This window comes from Escherichia sp. 93.1518 (assembly GCF_013368915.2).
Lineage (GTDB): Bacteria > Pseudomonadota > Gammaproteobacteria > Enterobacterales > Enterobacteriaceae > Escherichia > Escherichia ruysiae.
Genome location: NZ_JABWMT020000010.1, coordinates 113,752 through 132,832 on the forward strand (window position 1 = coordinate 113,752; position 19,081 = coordinate 132,832).

15 protein-coding genes are annotated in these 19,081 nt (G+C 49.7%); 9 read left to right on the top strand and 6 right to left on the bottom strand.

Annotated elements, in window-relative coordinates; all coding sequences use genetic code 11:
- Positions 1-3 precede the first annotated feature (3 nt).
- The 5 genes from HEN21_RS09805 to HEN21_RS09825 form a co-directional block, all read right to left on the bottom strand.
- A complete protein-coding gene (locus HEN21_RS09805; protein ID WP_016231655.1) occupies positions 4-546 on the bottom strand; it encodes a fimbrial protein in 543 nt (180 codons plus the stop codon).
- A gap of 11 nt (positions 547-557) precedes the next feature.
- Positions 558-1,616 carry a fimbrial protein gene (locus tag HEN21_RS09810; protein ID WP_176252266.1) on the bottom strand — a complete coding sequence of 353 codons (1,059 nt, stop codon included), beginning with the start codon at positions 1,614-1,616 and terminating at the stop codon, positions 558-560.
- Entirely contained in the window at positions 1,607-4,207 is a 2,601-nt protein-coding gene (locus HEN21_RS09815) for a fimbrial biogenesis usher protein (RefSeq protein ID WP_176252265.1), read from the bottom strand. Before HEN21_RS09815 ends, HEN21_RS09810 begins: the two co-directional genes overlap by 10 nt.
- A gap of 24 nt (positions 4,208-4,231) precedes the next feature.
- Positions 4,232-4,933, bottom strand: a complete 702-nt coding sequence (locus HEN21_RS09820; protein WP_016158009.1) for a fimbrial biogenesis chaperone — start codon at positions 4,931-4,933, stop codon at positions 4,232-4,234.
- Between the two features lie 82 nt (positions 4,934-5,015).
- Positions 5,016-5,558 (bottom strand): fimbrial protein, encoded by a 543-nt coding sequence (locus tag HEN21_RS09825; RefSeq protein WP_000750302.1) that lies wholly within the window; start codon positions 5,556-5,558, stop codon positions 5,016-5,018.
- 355 nt (positions 5,559-5,913) lie between these two features.
- On the opposite strand from HEN21_RS09825, the gene ssuE reads away from it, so the two are divergent.
- Genes ssuE through ssuB form a run of 5 tightly spaced genes read left to right on the top strand, consistent with a single transcriptional unit; the run spans position 5,914 to position 10,150 of the window.
- Positions 5,914-6,489: an NADPH-dependent FMN reductase gene (ssuE, locus tag HEN21_RS09830; RefSeq protein WP_001263940.1), complete on the top strand. Its 576-nt coding sequence runs from the start codon at positions 5,914-5,916 to the stop codon at positions 6,487-6,489.
- Positions 6,482-7,441 carry an aliphatic sulfonate ABC transporter substrate-binding protein SsuA gene (gene ssuA / locus HEN21_RS09835; RefSeq protein ID WP_016158008.1) on the top strand — a complete coding sequence of 320 codons (960 nt, stop codon included), beginning with the start codon at positions 6,482-6,484 and terminating at the stop codon, positions 7,439-7,441. Before ssuE ends, ssuA begins: the two co-directional genes overlap by 8 nt.
- Entirely contained in the window at positions 7,438-8,583 is a 1,146-nt protein-coding gene (gene ssuD, locus HEN21_RS09840; protein ID WP_176252264.1) for an FMNH2-dependent alkanesulfonate monooxygenase, read from the top strand. The genes ssuA and ssuD overlap by 4 nt, the downstream gene beginning before the upstream one ends.
- An 11-nt stretch (positions 8,584-8,594) precedes the next feature.
- A complete protein-coding gene (ssuC, locus tag HEN21_RS09845; protein ID WP_024191088.1) occupies positions 8,595-9,386 on the top strand; it encodes an aliphatic sulfonate ABC transporter permease SsuC in 792 nt (263 codons plus the stop codon).
- Positions 9,383-10,150 (top strand): aliphatic sulfonates ABC transporter ATP-binding protein, encoded by a 768-nt coding sequence (ssuB, locus tag HEN21_RS09850; protein ID WP_001090494.1) that lies wholly within the window; start codon positions 9,383-9,385, stop codon positions 10,148-10,150. Before ssuC ends, ssuB begins: the two co-directional genes overlap by 4 nt.
- A 198-nt stretch (positions 10,151-10,348) precedes the next feature.
- Here the strand turns inward: ssuB and pepN are convergent, their stop codons facing one another.
- Positions 10,349-12,961, bottom strand: a complete 2,613-nt coding sequence (gene pepN, locus HEN21_RS09855) for an aminopeptidase N (RefSeq protein ID WP_016158005.1) — start codon at positions 12,959-12,961, stop codon at positions 10,349-10,351.
- Positions 12,962-13,226: 265 nt separating this feature from the next.
- Between pepN and pncB the strand changes: the two genes are divergently transcribed.
- The 4 genes from pncB (at position 13,227) to aspC (ending at position 19,046) form a co-directional block, all read left to right on the top strand.
- The gene (pncB, locus tag HEN21_RS09860; RefSeq protein ID WP_010349583.1) at positions 13,227-14,429 is read left to right on the top strand and encodes a nicotinate phosphoribosyltransferase; all 1,203 of its coding nucleotides are present in this window, start codon (positions 13,227-13,229) and stop codon (positions 14,427-14,429) included.
- Positions 14,430-14,597: 168 nt separating this feature from the next.
- Positions 14,598-15,998, top strand: a complete 1,401-nt coding sequence (gene asnS / locus HEN21_RS09865) for an asparagine--tRNA ligase (RefSeq protein ID WP_000117892.1) — start codon at positions 14,598-14,600, stop codon at positions 15,996-15,998.
- A 602-nt stretch (positions 15,999-16,600) separates the two neighbouring features.
- A complete protein-coding gene (gene ompF / locus HEN21_RS09870; RefSeq protein ID WP_000977931.1) occupies positions 16,601-17,671 on the top strand; it encodes a porin OmpF in 1,071 nt (356 codons plus the stop codon).
- Positions 17,672-17,855: 184 nt separating this feature from the next.
- A complete protein-coding gene (gene aspC, locus HEN21_RS09875; RefSeq protein WP_000462677.1) occupies positions 17,856-19,046 on the top strand; it encodes an aspartate transaminase in 1,191 nt (396 codons plus the stop codon).
- Positions 19,047-19,081: the final 35 nt, after the last annotated feature.

A 19,081-nucleotide genomic window follows, 5' to 3' on the forward strand; every position in this document is an offset into this window, starting at 1 on the left:
CCTTCACTGGTAAACCAGATCAAAATACAGGACAGCAGTCGCATTACCGCCCGTTGCTCCCGTCTTTGTAGACTTGTAACGCAGTTGATACTTGAGTGTGTTATCCCCTGCTTTTAAGGGGGTGAGCGGTTGTACCTGGTTGAGCGGGATTTCTTGCTGGGTTTGTGCATCGAGAATTTGCACGGCAATCCCCGTTGCCATTCCACCGCTTCCGCCTGTGTCGGTTAATTTGAGTAATGTCGGTGCAAGGGAATCAGCTTCGCCGCTAAAAAGGACATCCGCGCCAGTAATACCAGCGGCACAGCCGGTAATATCAATATTCAAATCAGCAGCAGTGCTTACGGTATTCGCGGTCTGAAAATCGCTGATATTAAAATCACCAATATGGATATTTTGTAATGCGCTTTTAGTAGAGACATCGCAGCCCTGATCGACCACATTGCCATAAATATGCATACTGACCTGCTCAGGTCCAGCCGTCCCGACATGTGCATTAAGCAGAGTCAACGACAAGACAACATACTGAATTATTGTATTTTTCTTCATGTATTCACGCGTCAGTCAAAGTTTATTCTTACCGTCGCCGTGGCTTCAAAGCGCCCGGTTTCCGGTGGTACGCCCGTCGTGCTGACCGGATAAACATTCATTCGCGCGATACTGTCCGCATCATCAGGAATTGAGAGCGGTAGCGTTCCTCCTGCCGGGGAAATAATATTGTTCTGGCTGTCAGTGACTACAACACCGACACCGGGACGTGAAGTCTTAATCGCCTGGGGATAATTGGGATCGCTGGTTGCCGTCAGACTTAAATTAACGTTAACCAGTCCGGAGTTTCCGGTATTACACCTGACAGGAATCGATAGACCTGCGATATTGGCTCCCAGTGGTTTATGACCCACAACCCGAAAGTTAGCGGCAAATACATCCCCCAAATCCACTTCGATGGTCTCTCCGGCGTTAACAGAGCATGATTCCAAAGAATTGATAGTACCTGACAGGTAATACACCAGAACCGGTGTACCTGTGGCCGTACAGGAATTACCTGCGGGTATGTTGTAACATTCGAATAATCGCGCCAGCGCCATCGGCGGAATGGTTACCGAACCGACAAACGGCTGTAATATTTTCAGGGAAAAACTCCCGCTATTGCCGCTTGCTCCCTGGCCACCTAATCGTTGCCCACCAGGATCGCAAATATGCCATCGGTTGTCAGACCCTGTACCAATATTTTCAAACGGTACTGCAGTTGGAGAATTCCCTTTCACCTGGAGCAATACCTTAGCCGCCAGATAGTCGTTGATTTTGTACCAGCTGTCGCCTAAATAGGGTAACGGTGAATCAGCAGCGAATGCCCACAGGCCACTTCTGACATTGTCTTTATCGCAATCACAGGAAACATAATAATCATTCGATTCGTTCCACTGATAAAATTTATCTTTGACAACTCCTGCTGTATTTTCTTCTTCGTCGAGAGTTTTAACGCCAAAATTAACGCCAATATAAGGGTTCCCCTGCGTAACATGGCACTGTCCGGTATAAGCAGCGGCTTGAGCGCCCCAAAGTATTAACACGGCAGCAAAAATCAGTCGTAATAATGAAATAGAATTTATCTGCATATGGCCTCCATACGCGTAATCGCTGAGTTAATTTGCTGTTCGGTTAGTTGATAACTTATTCGGCAAGCCTGATCGGAAGCTTCGCCCCAGCGTACGGTTATCGTTCCCTTCGCCGGTAAACCTGACATATAGAGCGAGCCATCATCATCAATAATGCCGCTATTTGTCTGTACGCCATCCAGTGTTGCCATCGCGCCAAAGCGCAGCGGCATACCCTGCTTTGATGTTTTCATTAATACTCTGGCCCCAACATGGGCACTGAATTGCGCCAATACCAGCGCCCCTTTGGTGGGCACCACGTTTACTACTGCATTTTCAATATCCACATTACGTCTCAACGACGCGGCATCGAGCGCAATGCGATTTTCCCGGTAAGAAGTGGCATAAGGGACAACGGTATAGCCGCGCCAGTCGGTTTTCAGGCCAGTGCTGTTTGCCACTCGGGTATTTTCTGCGCCCGGAGCAGCAATCAAAACATTTGTTTCACCCAATGATTGACCCAACGTAATACCGTGCGAATGGGCAACTAAACCGCCTGAAAGTGCATAATTAAGCTGTTGCTGTCGGGCATTATCGCTGTAGTTATATCCCACTCTGGCATCACCAAACGCACCCTTGTAATCCATGCTGGCGCTGCCGTTGGCGGTTTTTCCTTCGCTGTTATAACCCTGTTGCACGCTATAACTCAGATTACCGTCGTCGAGTAATGTCTCCGTTAAACCCAGGTTTTGCGTTATATGTCCCTCGTTATCGACGCTGGTATTTGAGGTCACCCAGGCGTAATTCTTTTTCGCGGTATAGCTATCATTAGTCTTTGGAAGCAATAAACTGAACGGTAAGGAAAAATTCAGCGCAAATACCTGGTCGGCTTCAGGCTGGCCACGTGATTTACTGTAGTTCCACGATAGTCCCAGGGAAACATCTTTAATTTGCGTGTTATAACCAAACTGTAATAACCGATCCTGTTGATTCGTATGCCAGTATGTCTGCTGACTGCCGCTTAAATAAAACGAACCGTACTCGCCTAATTGCTGGGAGATATTGAGCTGAAGTTTGCCGCGTTTGGTGTAATACAAATTGTAATAACGCGACCACATCGGCGTGTCTTCGTCATCACCGTCATTAAATTCGTAACCATCCATGTGTTTATACATGGCGTCGGAAAGTGTGTAGAAACCGGAAGTAGAATAGCGATAACCCATCAACTGAAAATTAGTGCCAAACTGGTTAAGCGTTTTGGCATACAGGAAACGATACGACTGACCTTTATGTTCACTTTGATCTGCCAGTGTACTCTTCGCCTGGGTTGCATCGAACGAAATTGCCCCGAAATCGCCGAGGTTAAACCCCATGCCAAACATCGCAGCACGGTAATATTCAGCATATTGCCCACCGCCATACCAGGTCATTCCCCACGGCCCACCCCATTGCAGCGTAGCCTGAGCAAATTTACTTTCTTGTTGGTCATTGCTATTGGTTCTGTATTTCGCCAGTGTCACCGCGTATTTGATTCGCCCCTGACGCTGGAGCAATGGCACGCTGGAAAAAGGTACGCTGTAACTATTGACGCTGCCGTCAGCTTCTTTAATTTCAACCAGCAAATCACCACTAGACGACGTGGAATAGAGATCACTAATTTCAAAAGCACCAGGCGAAACATAGGTTTGGTAGATGGTATAGCCGTTTTGTTTAATTGTTATCTGAGCATTGCTTTTTGCGATACCACGCACCACTGGCGCAAAGCCTTTCAAACTGTCTGGCAGCATGTTGTCATCTGACGCCAGTTGCACGCCACGAAAGCTGACGCTATCGAAAAAATCGCCTGCTGTATAATCATCACCCACGGTCAATTCACCTTTTAATGGAATAACTGCCCGCTGCAGGTAGCTGCTGAGATTCTTCCATTCTGCGGGTTGTCCGCTACTACGACTCCATGTTGAATTGTTGCGCAATCTCCACGAACCTAAATTCACGCCACTGTTTAAATTCAGAAAATAGCTGTCACCAGAATCACTGCTTGTACTGCTGTGAATGCTGTTAGCACCGCTAAATGAATATCCCAGTAATAGCGCGTTGATCCCTTCATCCCAACGTTCAGGGGGAACGTAGCCACGAGCGTTACTTTTGATGGCGATTTGCGGTACTGAAATTTCCAGACGGAGTTTATTCACATCAAAGGTCACGCTGGCATCGGGAATAATTTCCGTCAACGGCGCGCACGCTTGTTTGTCCAGTTGTTTAAAAGCCGGAAACGCGTCAGTATTCACGCCCATTGCATCCAGGCTTTCAGTCGTTAAACAGGCAGCAATCCCCTTCTCTGGCGTTATCTCAACAAAATTGACGTTGCGCGTATCTACAATTGTCTGGTTCAGAACAATATCGACACGATAAACCCCTGGCGTTATTTTTTGTCCTTTTTCGAAACGGGACAAATCGGCCACCATTGAGGGATCATCTTTGAAAAAGGCAGGATCGAACCAGGTTTCAGCTTGTGCATTGAACGCCGCCGACACAAACACCACCAGCCCACCAATAAACGATGGCACTCCACCAGAGCTTAACAGGCTGTGTTGTCGTTGAGTTCTATGCATCTCGCTCTCTTAACTGAAGACGACTTACGATTTACAGTTGAGTTGCGGCGTTTCCGCCCCATAGTCATTGATTGTTTGGTACGTTACGCTGCTGTTTTTGGCTCCCTTAGGCAGAGAGAATTGATATTTATCAACGGGGGAGATCATTTGATTTTTAACCGTTTTCCCACCTATTTTCAGGTTTGTAAGGGTAATGAAGTAAGGCGTTGGATTACTGACTGTAATCACGTCGGCTGACGAGGTGCAACGCAGTTTTGCCGGAGCCTCACTAACGGAATACGGTAAACCTTTTGGTCGCCAGAACAGTTTGATAACACTTTGCGTGGCAATCTTCAGGGTATTGCCCTCTTCCCGCTTTGTTGTGGCAGGAACGGCACGCACACTGGTATAGAAAAGGCTTTCCCTGTCTTTTGCTAACGGTGCACCAATATACATAATGCGTAACAGATTCTCATTTGCCGGATTCAGCACAAATAGCGGTGGCGTAATAATAAAATCTGCTGATTTTTTATTATCCGGCGTCATCACCCATGACTGAATAAGATAAGAAACATCAGGACTGGTGTTACGCACGCCAAGTGAAATTTGTTCTTCACTTTCAGAATAAACCAGACGCGTGGCGGCAAGTCCTACTCCACCTTTACCTGCGGCCCAGACGGACATACAGTTTAGTAATATTACCGTTAAACTTACGGTCACAATTCCCTTTGTTATGCAAGTTTTCATAAACAGGTACTCTTAAAAAATATGAATATCCCCTCCAGAACACTGGAGGGGTACTAATTAATAAAACAATTAATGAGTTCTATTAATAATAGTTAATATGGAAATCAGTTACCGCATTAACATTACCTGAAGTCGCTTTACCCGTAGCGATATAATCAACTTTAAAGGTCACTGTTTGCTCAGCAGAATCCGCTAACTGAATATTTTCAGTTTCCGTACCGGGAGTCACTGTTGTAGTACCATCCGGCATATACATTTGTAGAGCGACATTAGTCGCTGCATCGGTAGAAGCCTGGTTGGCGAATGCTGTAGTCTGTGTGGCGTCAGCCGTACCGCTAAAGGTGAAAGCAGCATTTTTAGTTACAGTAACATCACAGTCTTCTAATGCAATTGGTACATCAGTTTTTACACCAGAGACTGCGCCATTACTTTGCAACTTCGTTGCACTGACATTTGGCAATGTGACTATTGAATCTTTCGTCGCAGCGACCAGCGTGCAGGCAGGTGCGATGACTTTACCATTAAACGTTACTGTACCGTCCGTGATGGCATTATCATCAGCCGCCATAACGCTGGAAGTTGTACATACCACAGTTATAAACGCCGTCAATACACTTTTTTTCATCGTTATCATCCTGATTTCTTCGTAAATATGATAATGCCTATAAATGACATCGCATTTAATAATATCAATAATTGTCCGCTATTTAAACCGGGTCTATTCACCCAAATAAATGACATTTTCTTAACTTATAGATTTAGTGAATATAATTTCATGGTACTCATTGGCAATATATTGATTCAATATAAAACGACAGCCCAATAAATAAATACAAGTGATATTTTAATAACATCCTTTAGTTCATTTTTAGAAAAACATACACAAAAATTATATTTGGCATTTGCTTTTCCCTCCGACAGACTGAGCGAATTGTTATCAATGTTAACAAAACAAGAACAATTGGTTATAAGGAGAGAATATGCGTGTCATCACCCTGGCAGGAAGTCCTCGCTTTCCCTCTCGCTCCAGTTCTTTGCTGGAATATGCGCGAGAAAAATTGAATGGCCTGGATGTCGAGGTTTATCACTGGAATCTGCAAAACTTCTCCCCGGAAGATTTGCTTTATGCCCGTTTCGATAGTCCGGCACTCAAGACCTTCACCGATCAGTTGCAAGAGGCTGATGGGCTGATTGTCGCCACGCCCGTCTACAAAGCCGCCTATTCCGGCGCACTGAAAACGCTTCTCGACCTGCTACCAGAACGCGCACTGCAAGGAAAAGTGGTGTTGCCGCTGGCGACAGGTGGCACGGTGGCTCACCTGCTGGCGGTTGATTACGCACTTAAACCAGTTTTAAGCGCACTAAAAGCCCAGGAGATCCTACACGGCGTATTTGCCGATGACTCACAGGTGCTTGATTTCCAACATAAGCCGCAATTCACGCCGAATCTGCAATCCCGTCTTGATACCGCGCTCGATACCTTCTGGCAGGCGTTGCACCGCCGTGATGTCCAGGTTCCTGACTTTCTCTCTCTGCGAGGTAACGCCCATGCGTAATATTTTTAAACTGGTGCTGGTGGGATTATTCAGCGCCTCTACGCTCGCGATTGCTGCGGAGTCTTCTCCTGAAGCGTTACGGATAGGTTATCAGAAAGGCAGCATCAGCATGGTGTTGGCAAAAAGCCACCAGTTACTGGAAACACGCTATCCGCAAACCAAAATCTCGTGGGTGGAGTTTCCCGCTGGCCCGCAAATGTTGGAGGCATTAAACGTCGGCAGTATCGATCTGGGCAGTACGGGGGACATTCCTCCAATCTTTGCTCAGGCCGCCGGTGCTGATTTGGTTTATGTCGGTGTCGAGCCGCCGAAACCAAAAGCCGAAGTGATTCTGGTGCCCGAAAACAGCCCGATCAAAACTGTGGCTGAACTAAAGGGGCACAAAGTCGCGTTTCAGAAAGGTTCAAGTTCGCACAACCTTTTACTGCGCGCACTGCAACAGGCCGGGCTTAAATTCACTGATATCCAGCCGACCTATCTGACGCCCGCCGATGCGCGCGCTGCATTCCAGCAGGGTAACGTCGACGCCTGGGCTATCTGGGATCCTTACTACTCTGCTGCGTTATTGCAGGGCGGCGTGCGGGTGCTGAAAGATGGCACCGATCTCAATCAAACAGGATCGTTTTATCTGGCAGCCCGTCCCTATGCGGAAAAAAACGGCGCATTTATTCAGGGCGTACTGACAACCTTTAGCGAAGCTGATGCGTTAACCCGCAGCCAGCGCGAGCAAAGTATCTCTTTACTGGCAAAAACGATGGGCTTACCGGCACCGGTGATTGCCTCGTATCTGGATCATCGCCCCCCTACCACCATCAAACCCGTGAACGCCGAGGTTGCTGCTTTACAGCAACACACTGCCGACCTGTTTTATGAAAATCGTCTGGTGCCGAAAAAAGTCGATATCCGTCAACGCATCTGGCAACCCACTCAACTGGAAGGAAAACAATTATGAGTCTGAATATATTCTGGTTTTTACCCACGCACGGTGACGGTCATTATCTGGGAACGGAAGAAGGGTCTCGCCCGGTTGATCATGGGTATCTGCAACAGATTGCGCAAGCGGCGGATCGTCTTGGCTATACCGGCGTGCTGATCCCAACAGGCCGTTCCTGCGAAGATGCGTGGCTGGTGGCGGCATCGATGATCCCGGTGACGCAACGGCTTAAGTTCCTCGTCGCCCTACGCCCAAGTGTGACATCGCCTACCGTAGCCGCTCGCCAGGCTGCCACGCTTGATCGCCTCTCTAATGGACGCGCGTTGTTTAACCTGGTTACAGGCAGCGATCCGCAAGAGCTGGCAGGCGACGGCGTGTTTCTTGATCATAGCGAGCGTTACGAAGCCTCGGCGGAATTTACTCAGGTCTGGCGGCGGTTATTGCAGGGGGAAACCGTCGATTTCAACGGCAAACATATTCATGTGCGAGGAGCAAAACTGCTCTTTCCACCGATCCAACAGCCGTATCCTCCTCTTTACTTTGGCGGATCGTCCGACGTCGCTCAGGATCTGGCTGCCGAACAAGTTGATCTTTATCTTACCTGGGGCGAGCCGCCGGAGCGGGTAAAAGAGAAGATCGAACAAGTGCGGGCAAAAGCTGCCGCACATGGGCGCAAAATCCGTTTCGGTATTCGTCTGCATGTAATTGTCCGCGAAACCAACGACGAAGCCTGGCAGGCCGCCGAACGGTTAATCTCCCATCTTGACGATGAGACGATTGCCAAAGCACAAGAAGCGTTTGCCCGGACGGATTCCGTAGGTCAACAACGAATGGCGGCGCTGCATAACGGTAAGCGCGACAATCTGGAGATCAGCCCCAATTTATGGGCGGGTGTTGGCTTAGTGCGCGGCGGTGCCGGGACGGCGCTGGTGGGCGATGGCCCGACGGTCGCCGCGCGAATCAACGAATACGCCGCGCTTGGCATCGACAGCTTTGTGCTTTCGGGCTACCCGCATCTGGAAGAAGCGTATCGGGTCGGCGAGTTGCTGTTCCCACATCTGGATGTCGCCATTCCGGAAATTCCCCAGCCGCAGCCGCTGAATCCGCAAGGCGAAGCGGTGGCGAATGATTTTATCCCCCGTAAAGTCGCGCAAAGCTAAGGAACACGATGATGGCAACGCCAGTGAAAAAGTGGTTATTGCGCGTTGCCCCCTGGTTTTTACCGGTGGGCATCGTGGCGGTGTGGCAACTGGCCTCGTCAGTTGGCTGGTTGTCGACGCGTATTTTGCCCTCGCCGGAAGGGGTGGTGACGGCGTTCTGGACGCTCTCAGCCAGCGGCGAATTATGGCAGCATCTGGCGATCAGCTCCTGGCGGGCGCTAATCGGTTTTTCCATTGGCGGATCGCTGGGATTGATTCTGGGGCTGATTAGCGGGCTGTCGCGCTGGGGTGAGCGACTACTGGATACCTCAATTCAGATGTTGCGCAACGTGCCGCATCTGGCGCTGATCCCACTGGTGATTTTGTGGTTTGGCATTGATGAGTCCGCAAAGATTTTCCTGGTGGCGCTTGGCACGCTATTCCCCATTTATATCAACACCTGGCACGGGATCCGTAATATCGATCGCGGGCTGGTAGAGATGGCGCGCAGCTATGGCTTATCCGGCGTGCCGCTGTTTATCCATGTGATCCTGCCCGGAGCCTTACCCTCAATTATGGTCGGTGTGCGCTTTGCGTTAGGTCTGATGTGGCTGACGCTGATTGTTGCCGAAACCATTTCTGCTAATTCCGGCATTGGTTATCTGGCGATGAATGCGCGGGAGTTTCTGCAAACGGATGTGGTGGTAGTCGCCATTATTCTTTACGCCCTGCTCGGCAAACTTGCTGACGTCAGCGCCCAATTGTTAGAGCGCGTCTGGCTGCGCTGGAACCCGGCTTATCATCTGAAGGAGGCCACGGTATGAATACTGCACGATTGAACCAGGGCACACCGCTATTGCTCAATGCGGTAAGCAAACATTACGCAGAAAATATCGTTCTGAATCAACTTGATCTACATATTCCGGCTGGTCAGTTTGTGGCTGTGGTCGGTCGCAGCGGCGGTGGTAAAAGTACTCTGCTGCGCCTGTTGGCTGGTCTGGAAACGCCAACCGCAGGCGATGTGTTAGCGGGCACAACGCCACTTGCCGAAATTCAGGACGATACACGCATGATGTTTCAGGATGCCCGTTTACTGCCGTGGAAATCGGTGATTGATAACGTTGGGTTAGGCCTTAAAGGCCAGTGGCGCGATGCCGCGCGTCGGGCGTTGGCTGCGGTAGGACTGGAAAATCGGGCTGGGGAATGGCCTGCCGCACTTTCTGGCGGGCAAAAACAGCGTGTGGCACTTGCAAGAGCGTTGATTCATCGACCGGGTTTATTGTTGCTTGATGAACCGCTCGGGGCACTGGACGCCTTAACGCGACTGGAGATGCAGGATTTGATTGTGTCACTTTGGCAGGAGCACGGTTTTACCGTCTTGCTGGTAACGCATGATGTGAGCGAAGCGGTGGCGATGGCTGACCGGGTGCTGTTAATTGAAGAAGGAAAAATTGGTCTGGATTTGACGGTGGATATACCCCGTCCGCGCCGGTTAGGGTCGGTACGATTAGCGGAGCTGGAAGCAGAAGTGTTGCAGCGGGTGATGCAGCGTGGGCATTCTGAACAACCGATTCGGCGTCATGGTTAATATGCCGGATGCGGCGCATAAAACCAGCAGTTTCAACGGGCTTGTAGGCCTGATAAGACGCGTCAAGCGTCGCATCAGGCCGTTGGGCACGGTTGCCGGATGCGGCGTGAACGTCTTATCCGGCCTACAAAACCAGCAATTTCAACAGGTTTGTAGGCCTGATAAGACGCTGCAAGCGTCGCATCAGGCATGTTTGTATCAAGCCAGAGCTTTGGTGATTTTCTCGTACAGATCGCCAGAGAGATTTTCCAGCCCTTTCAACTGTTCCAGCGCCGCACGCATTTTTGCCTGACGTTTGGCATCGTAACGTTTCAGGCGAATTAGCGGCTCAATCAGGCGCGAAGCCACCTGCGGGTTACGGCTGTTCAGGTCGGTGAGCATTTCCACCAGGAACTGATAACCGCTGCCATCTTCGGCATGGAACGCAGCCGGGTTGCTGCCCGCAAACGCACCAATCAACGAACGAATACGGTTCGGGTTGCTCATGGTAAATGAGCGATGCTGCAACAGGCTACGCACCGTCTCCAGCACATTCGCCGCCGGACTGGTAGCTTGCAGGATAAACCATTTATCCATCACCAGGCCGTCCTGATGCCACTTGTCGTCGTACTCCTGCATCAGCGCGTCACGACATGGTAACTGCGCAGCAACCGCCGCCGAGAGCGCCGCCAACGCATCGGTCATATTGTTGGCCTCGTGGAACTGCTTGCTCACCAGCACGTCAGCCAGATGCGTTTCACCAAAAGCGAGGAAACGCAGGCAGGCATTACGCAGAGTGCGTTTCGCAATATCTTCATGCTCAACGCGGTACTCACTCTGGTAATTCGCGTTATAAATAGCCAGCAACTCATCCGCCAGTTCAGTCGCCAGAGTACGGGTGAGAGCTTCACGCACTTCAGCAATGGCAATCGGGTCGATGATATCGAACAGTTCTGCCATTTCATTGACGGAAGGCAGCGTCAGGATTTCTGCCGCCAGCGCCGGGTCAATCTTCTCATCGAGCAATACCGCACGGAAAGCATCTGCAACATGCACCGGCAGAGATAGCGGCTGCCCTTGCTGATGACGGGCGACGTTCAGTTTGATGTAGGTTGCAAGCAGGCTTTGTGCCGCATCCCAGCGAGAGAAATCATTACGCGCATGGCGCATCAGGAAAGTCAGTTGCTGGTCGCTCCACTTATATTCCAGTTTCACCGGCGCAGAAAATTCGCACAGCAGCGCAGGCACAGGCTGGAAGTAGACGTTATCGAAGACAAAGGTCTGTTCCGCCTGGGTGACATTCAATACCGGATTGACCGGATGGCCACCCTTCTGCAACGGAATCACTTTGCCTTCGTTGTCATACAATTCAATAGCAAACGGAATATGCAGTGGCTGTTTTTCTGCCTGATCCGGCGTGGCTGGTGTGCGCTGGCTGATGGTCAGAGTGTACTGCTCGGTTTCCGGATTGTAGTCATCTTTAACGGTCACAATCGGTGTACCAGACTGGCTGTACCAGCGACGGAAATGGGAAAGATCGACATTTGACGCATCTTCCATCGCCTGAACAAAATCGTCGCAGGTCGCAGCACTACCATCATGACGCTCGAAATAGAGCTGCATCCCTTTCTGGAAGTTTTCTTCGCCCAGCAAGGTGTGGATCATACGAATCACTTCTGCGCCCTTTTCGTAAACGGTCAGAGTGTAGAAGTTGTTCATTTCAATGACCATATCCGGACGGATTGGGTGAGCCATCGGGCTGGCATCTTCCGCAAACTGCAATCCGCGCATGGTGCGTACGTTGTTGATACGGTTAACTGCGCGGGAACCAAGGTCAGAGCTGAACTCCTGATCGCGGAAAACGGTCAAGCCTTCTTTCAGACTGAGCTGGAACCAGTCACGGCAGGTAACGCGGTTACCGGTCCAGTTATGGAAATATTCATGACCGATGACACGCTCAATGTCGAGATAATCTTTATCGGTTGCGGTGTCGGTACGCGCCAGCACATATTTGGAGTTAAAGATGTTAAGACCTTTATTCTCCATTGCGCCCATGTTGAAGAAATCCACTGCAACGATCATATAGATGTCGAGGTCATACTCCAGGCCAAAGCGTTCTTCATCCCATTTCATGGAGTTTTTCAGCGAGGTCATCGCCCACGGCGCGCGATCAAGATTGCCGCGATCGACATACAGCTCCAGCGCCACTTCGCGACCGGAGCGGGTAGTGAAGGTGTCGCGAAGTACATCGAAGTCACCAGCTACCAGCGCAAACAGATAGCTCGGTTTCGGGAACGGATCCTGCCACTGTACCCAGTGACGTCCGTTTTCCAGTTCGCCTTGCGCAACGCGGTTACCGTTGGAAAGCAGGAACGGGTATTTAGTTTTATCGGCAACAATTTTGGTGGTAAAACGCGCCAGCACGTCCGGGCGGTCGAGATAGTACGTAATATGGCGGAAACCTTCGGCTTCGCACTGGGTGCAAAGCGCATCGCCTGACTGATAAAGCCCTTCCAGCGCGGTGTTGGAGGCCGGGCTAATTTCATTAACAATCTTGAGCGTAAAACGTTCCGGTAAATTATTGATGATCAGTGCGCCCTCTTCTTTTTTCCAGGCTGTCCACGGCTCATCATTAATATGAATAGAGACCAGTTTAAGGTCTTCGCCGTCCAGACGAAGCGGAGCATCTGATGCACCATGACGGACAGCCTGGCTGATCGCGGTAACCACCGTCTTTTGCGCGTTCAGGTCAAAGGTCAAGTCAATATCAGTAATCTGGTAATCCGGCGCACGATAGTCGTGACGGTATTTGGCTTGTGGCTGTTGAGTCATAAATAACCTTTAGCATCTTTTATAGAGTCAGGTGTTCAGTCTATTCCTGTTGCATAAATCTCGCTACGCAGAATCTTCATCTTTTCAGGTACAAACGCTTTTATTGCTACATTTTTATAACATACACCGCGTAATGCCATCGACCAGAAAGGTGGCATATGGTGTGATCGGGGTTCAATAAATTGCGAAACAAGGTATACTCCAGCAGTTCCTGAAGATGTTTATTGTACTAAACGCTCCCGTACGAGGACGCTACTGCGCACCTATGACACAATTCGCTTCTCCTGTTCTGCACTCGTTGCTGGATACAGATGCTTATAAGTTGCATATGCAGCAAGCCGTGTTTCATCACTATTATGATGTGCATGTCGCGGCGGAGTTTCGTTGCCGAGGTGACGATCTGCTGGGTATTTATGCCGATGCTATTCGTGAACAGGTTCAGGCGATGCAGCACCTGCGCCTGCAGGATGATGAATATCAATGGCTCTCTGCCCTGCCTTTTTTTAAGGCCGACTATCTCAACTGGCTACGCGAGTTCCGCTTTAACCCGGAACAGGTCACCGTCACCAACGATAACGGTAAGCTGGATATTCGTTTAACCGGCCCGTGGCGTGAAGTCATCCTCTGGGAAGTTCCTCTGCTGGCGGTCATCAGTGAACTGGTACATCGCTATCGCTCACCGCAGGCCGACGTTGCGCAAGCCCTCGATACGCTGGAAAGCAAATTAGTCGACTTTTCGGCATTAACCGCCGATCTCGAGATGTCGCGCTTCCATCTGATGGATTTCGGCACTCGCCGCCGTTTTTCCCGCGAAGTACAAGAAACCATCGTTAAACGTTTGCAACAGGAACCCTGGTTCGTTGGCACCAGTAATTACGATCTGGCGCGTCGGCTTTCCCTCACCCCTATGGGAACGCAGGCACACGAATGGTTCCAGGCGCATCAACAAATCAGCCCGGATCTTGCCAATAGTCAGCGCGCCGCACTTGCTGCGTGGCTGGAAGAATATCCTGACCAACTTGGCATTGCGTTAACCGACTGCATTACTATGGATGCCTTTCTGCGTGATTTCGGCGTGGAGTTTGCCAGTCGTTACCAGGGGCTTCGCCATGATTCCGGCGACCCGGTTGAATGGGGCGAAAAAGCTATTGCACATTATGAGAAGCTGGGAATTGATCCGCAGAGCAAAACGCTGGTTTTCTCTGACAATCTGGATTTACGCAAAGCGGTCGAGCTTTATCGCCACTTCTCTTCCCGTGTGCAATTAAGCTTTGGTATCGGTACACGCCTGACCTGCGATATACCCCAGGTCAAACCACTGAATATTGTGATTAAGCTGGTGGAGTGTAACGGTAAACCGGTGGCGAAACTTTCTGACAGTCCTGGCAAAACTATCTGCCATGATAAAGCGTTTGTCCGTGCGCTGCGTAAAGCGTTCGACCTTCCGCATATTAAAAAAGCCAGTTAATATCATCAGGGAGCCATAACGGCTCCCTTTTTTGCCTTTTATTCCGAAATCTTTTGTCCCATCTGCGAATTCTGCTTGTCTGATTGCAGATGCCAGGTAACATAGGTATCCCCCCATTGACGGGTGGACAAGTGTTTATTTTTTCCGACTATTAACAGAGAGAATATTATGAGCGTTGTGCCTGTAGCCGACGTACTCCAGGGCCGTGTAGCCGTTGACAGCGAAGTCACCGTGCGCGGATGGGTGCGTACCCGCCGAGATTCAAAAGCTGGCATCTCCTTCCTCGCCGTTTATGACGGTTCCTGCTTTGATCCTGTACAGGCTGTCATCAATAATTCTCTGCCCAATTACAATGAAGACGTCCTGCGTCTGACCACCGGTTGCTCGGTCATTGTGACGGGTAAAGTCGTGGCGTCGCCGGGCCAGGGGCAACAATTTGAAATTCAGGCCAGCAACGTTGAAGTTGCCGGCTGGGTTGAGGATCCAGACACTTACCCGATGGCAGCAAAACGCCACAGCATTGAGTATCTGCGTGAAGTCGCTCACCTGCGTCCACGTACCAACCTGATTGGTGCCGTTGCGCGCGTTCGCCACACGCTGGCACAGGCGCTGCATCGCTTCTTTAACGAGCAGGGATTCTTCTGGGTTTCAACACCACTGATTACCGCATCTGATACCGAAGGCGCTGGCGAAATGTTCCGCGTTTCAACGCTGGATCTGGAAAACCTGCCGCGTAACGATCAGGGCAAAGTCGATTTCGACAAAGACTTCTTCGGTAAAGAGTCTTTCCTGACCGTATCTGGTCAGTTGAACGGCGAAACCTACGCTTGCGCATTGTCCAAAATTTATACCTTTGGCCCGACTTTCCGTGCAGAAAACTCCAACACCAGCCGTCACCTGGCGGAATTCTGGATGCTGGAGCCGGAAGTGGCGTTTGCTAACCTGAACGATATCGCCGGTCTGGCTGAAGCCATGCTGAAATATGTCTTCAAAGCGGTTCTCGAAGAACGTGCTGACGACATGAAATTCTTCGCTGAACGCGTAGATAAAGATGCTGTCAGCCGTCTGGAACGCTTCATTGAAGCCGACTTTGCGCAGGTTGATTACACCGACGCGGTAACCATCCTTGAAAATTGCGGTAAGAAATTTGAAAACCCGGTTTACTGGGGCGTGGATCTCTCTTCCGAGCATGAACGTTACCTGGCAGAAGAACACTTTAAAGCGCCGGTCGTGGTGAAAAACTATCCGAAAGATATTAAGGCGTTCTATATGCGTCTTAACGAAGACGGTAAAACCGTTGCAGCAATGGACGTACTGGCACCGGGCATCGGTGAGATCATTGGTGGTTCCCAGCGTGAAGAGCGTCTGGACGTGCTGGACGAACGTATGCTGGAGATGGGTCTGAACAAAGAAGATTACTGGTGGTATCGCGATCTGCGTCGCTACGGTACTGTTCCGCATTCCGGTTTCGGTCTTGGTTTTGAACGCCTGATCGCCTACGTGACTGGTGTGCAAAACGTGCGTGACGTGATTCCGTTCCCGCGTACCCCGCGTAACGCCAGCTTCTAATTTAGTTTTTCCGAGAGCCAGCGCCCGCTGGCTCTTTTCTATTCCCTTCTGTCAAGTTATCTGTTTGTTAAGTCAATCAATCTATTTGCAACCCTGTCACAACAGCCTTCCTGTTACGGAATATTTCCACGTAACATTTGTGAACAAAAAATAATCCGCATTCTTATTGCGGATTAGTTATTTCTTAGCCAATAGCACAATTTCCATAACTCTTATTGGCTTTCTGGATGTCTGAACGTGTGTTTTAGCGAAGCCACTGAGAGAAATCATCAGAGCGAAAATTTCCGTTTAGCTAAATTTAATATAAGGAAATCATATAAATAGATCAAACTCGCTGCAAATATCATTAAAGTCCAATGGAAATATGACGGCGTTCACAAAGTTCCTTAAAATTTACCTTTGGTTACATATTTTTTCTTTTTGTAACTATATCTTTATCTTTGTAGCACTTTCACGGTAGCGAAACGTTAGTTTGAATGGAAAGATGCCTGCAGATACATAAAGACACCAAACTTTCATCAATAGCTCCGTAAATATTTATTGACGAAACTTATTGACGGCAGTGGCAGGTGTCATAAAAAAAACCATGAGGGTAATAAATAATGATGAAGCGCAACATTCTGGCAGTGATCGTCCCTGCTCTGTTAGTAGCAGGTACTGCAAACGCTGCAGAAATCTATAACAAAGATGGCAACAAAGTAGATCTGTACGGTAAAGCTGTCGGTCTGCACTATTTTTCCAAGGGTAACGGTGAAAACAGTTACGGTGGCAATGGCGATATGACCTATGCCCGTCTTGGTTTTAAAGGGGAAACTCAAATCAATTCCGATCTGACCGGTTACGGTCAGTGGGAATACAACTTCCAGGGTAACAACTCTGAGGGTTCTGATGCCCAAAATGGCAACAAAACCCGTCTGGCGTTCGCTGGTCTGAAATTTGCTGATGCTGGCTCAATCGATTACGGTCGTAACTATGGTGTTGTTTATGACGCACTGGGTTACACCGATATGTTGCCAGAATTTGGTGGTGACACTGCATACAGCGATGACTTCTTCGTTGGCCGTGTTGGCGGCGTTGCAACTTACCGTAACTCCAACTTCTTTGGTCTGGTTGACGGCCTGAATTTCGCTGTTCAGTACCTGGGTAAAAACGAACGTGACACCGCACGTCGTTCTAACGGCGACGGTGTTGGCGGCTCCATCAGCTACGAATTCGAAGGCTTTGGTATCGTTGGTGCTTATGGTGCCGCTGACCGTACCAACCTGCAGGAAGCTCAGCCTCTCGGCCAGGGTAAAAAAGCTGAACAGTGGGCTACTGGTCTGAAGTATGATGCAAACAACATCTACCTGGCAGCAAACTACGGTGAAACCCGTAACGCTACGCCGATCACTGGCGGCTTTGCCAACAAAACGCAAGACGTTCTGTTAGTTGCGCAATACCAGTTCGATTTCGGTCTACGTCCGTCCATCGCTTACACCAAATCTAAAGCGAAAGACGTAGAAGGTATCGGTGATGTTGATCTGGTGAACTACGTTGAAGTGGGCGCAACCTACTACTTCAACAAAAACATGTCCACCTATGTTGACTACATCATCAACCAGATCGATTCTGACAACAAACTGGGCGTAGGTTCTGACGACACCGTTGCTGTGGGTATCGTTTACCAGTTCTAATAGCAGACCTCTTTGTTAAATGCCGAAAAAACAGGACTTTGGTCCTGTTTTTTTTATGCCTTCCAGAGCAATCTCACGTCTTGCAAAAACAGCCGGCGTTTTCATCAGTAATAGTTGGAATTTTGTAAATCTCCCGTTACCCTGATAGCGGACTTCCCTTCTGTAACCATAATGGAACCTCGTCATGTTTGAGAACATTACCGCCGCTCCTGCCGACCCGATTCTGGGTCTGGCCGATCTGTTTCGTGCCGATGAACGTCCTGGCAAAATTAACCTCGGGATTGGTGTCTATAAAGATGAGACGGGCAAAACTCCGGTACTGACCAGCGTTAAAAAGGCTGAACAGTATCTGCTCGAAAATGAAACCACCAAAAACTACCTCGGCATTGACGGTATCCCTGAATTTGGTCGTTGCACCCAGGAATTACTGTTTGGTAAAGGTAGCGCCCTGATCAACGACAAACGCGCCCGCACAGCTCAGACCCCAGGTGGTACTGGTGCGTTACGCGTGGCTGCCGATTTCCTGGCGAAAAATACCAGTGTTAAGCGTGTGTGGGTAAGTAACCCAAGCTGGCCAAATCATAAGAGCGTATTCAACTCTGCTGGTCTGGAAGTACGTGAATACGCTTATTACGACGCAGAAAAACATACTCTGGACTTCGACGCCCTGATTAACAGTCTGAACGAAGCCCAGGCTGGCGATGTGGTTCTGTTCCACGGCTGCTGTCATAACCCAACCGGTATCGATCCTACACTGGAGCAATGGCAAACGCTGGCGCAGCTTTCCGTTGAGAAAGGCTGGTTACCGCTGTTTGACTTCGCTTACCAGGGTTTTGCTCGCGGTCTGGAAGAAGATGCTGAAGGTCTGCGCGTTTTCGCTGGTCTGCATAAAGAACTTATCGTCGCCAGTTCCTACTCTAAAAACTTTGGTCTGTACAACGAGCGTGTAGGCGCATGTACGCTGGTTGCTGCTGACAGTGAAACCGTTGATCGCGCGTTCAGCCAGATGAAGGCAGCGATTCGTGCGAACTATTCTAACCCACCAGCGCACGGAGCTTCGGTTGTTGCCACTATCCTGAGCAATGATGCGTTACGTGCTATTTGGGAACAAGAGCTGACCGATATGCGCCAGCGCATTCAGCGTATGCGTCAGTTGTTCGTTAATACGCTGCAGGAGAAAGGTGCAAACCGCGACTTCAGCTTTATCATCAAACAGAATGGCATGTTCTCCTTTAGCGGTCTGACTAAAGAACAGGTACTGCGTCTGCGTGAAGAGTTTGGCGTGTATGCAGTAGCTTCCGGTCGTGTGAACGTAGCCGGGATGACGCCAGACAACATGGCTCCGCTGTGCGAAGCGATTGTGGCAGTGCTGTAAGCGTTAAAACCAATAAAGCCCGCTGAAAGCGGGCT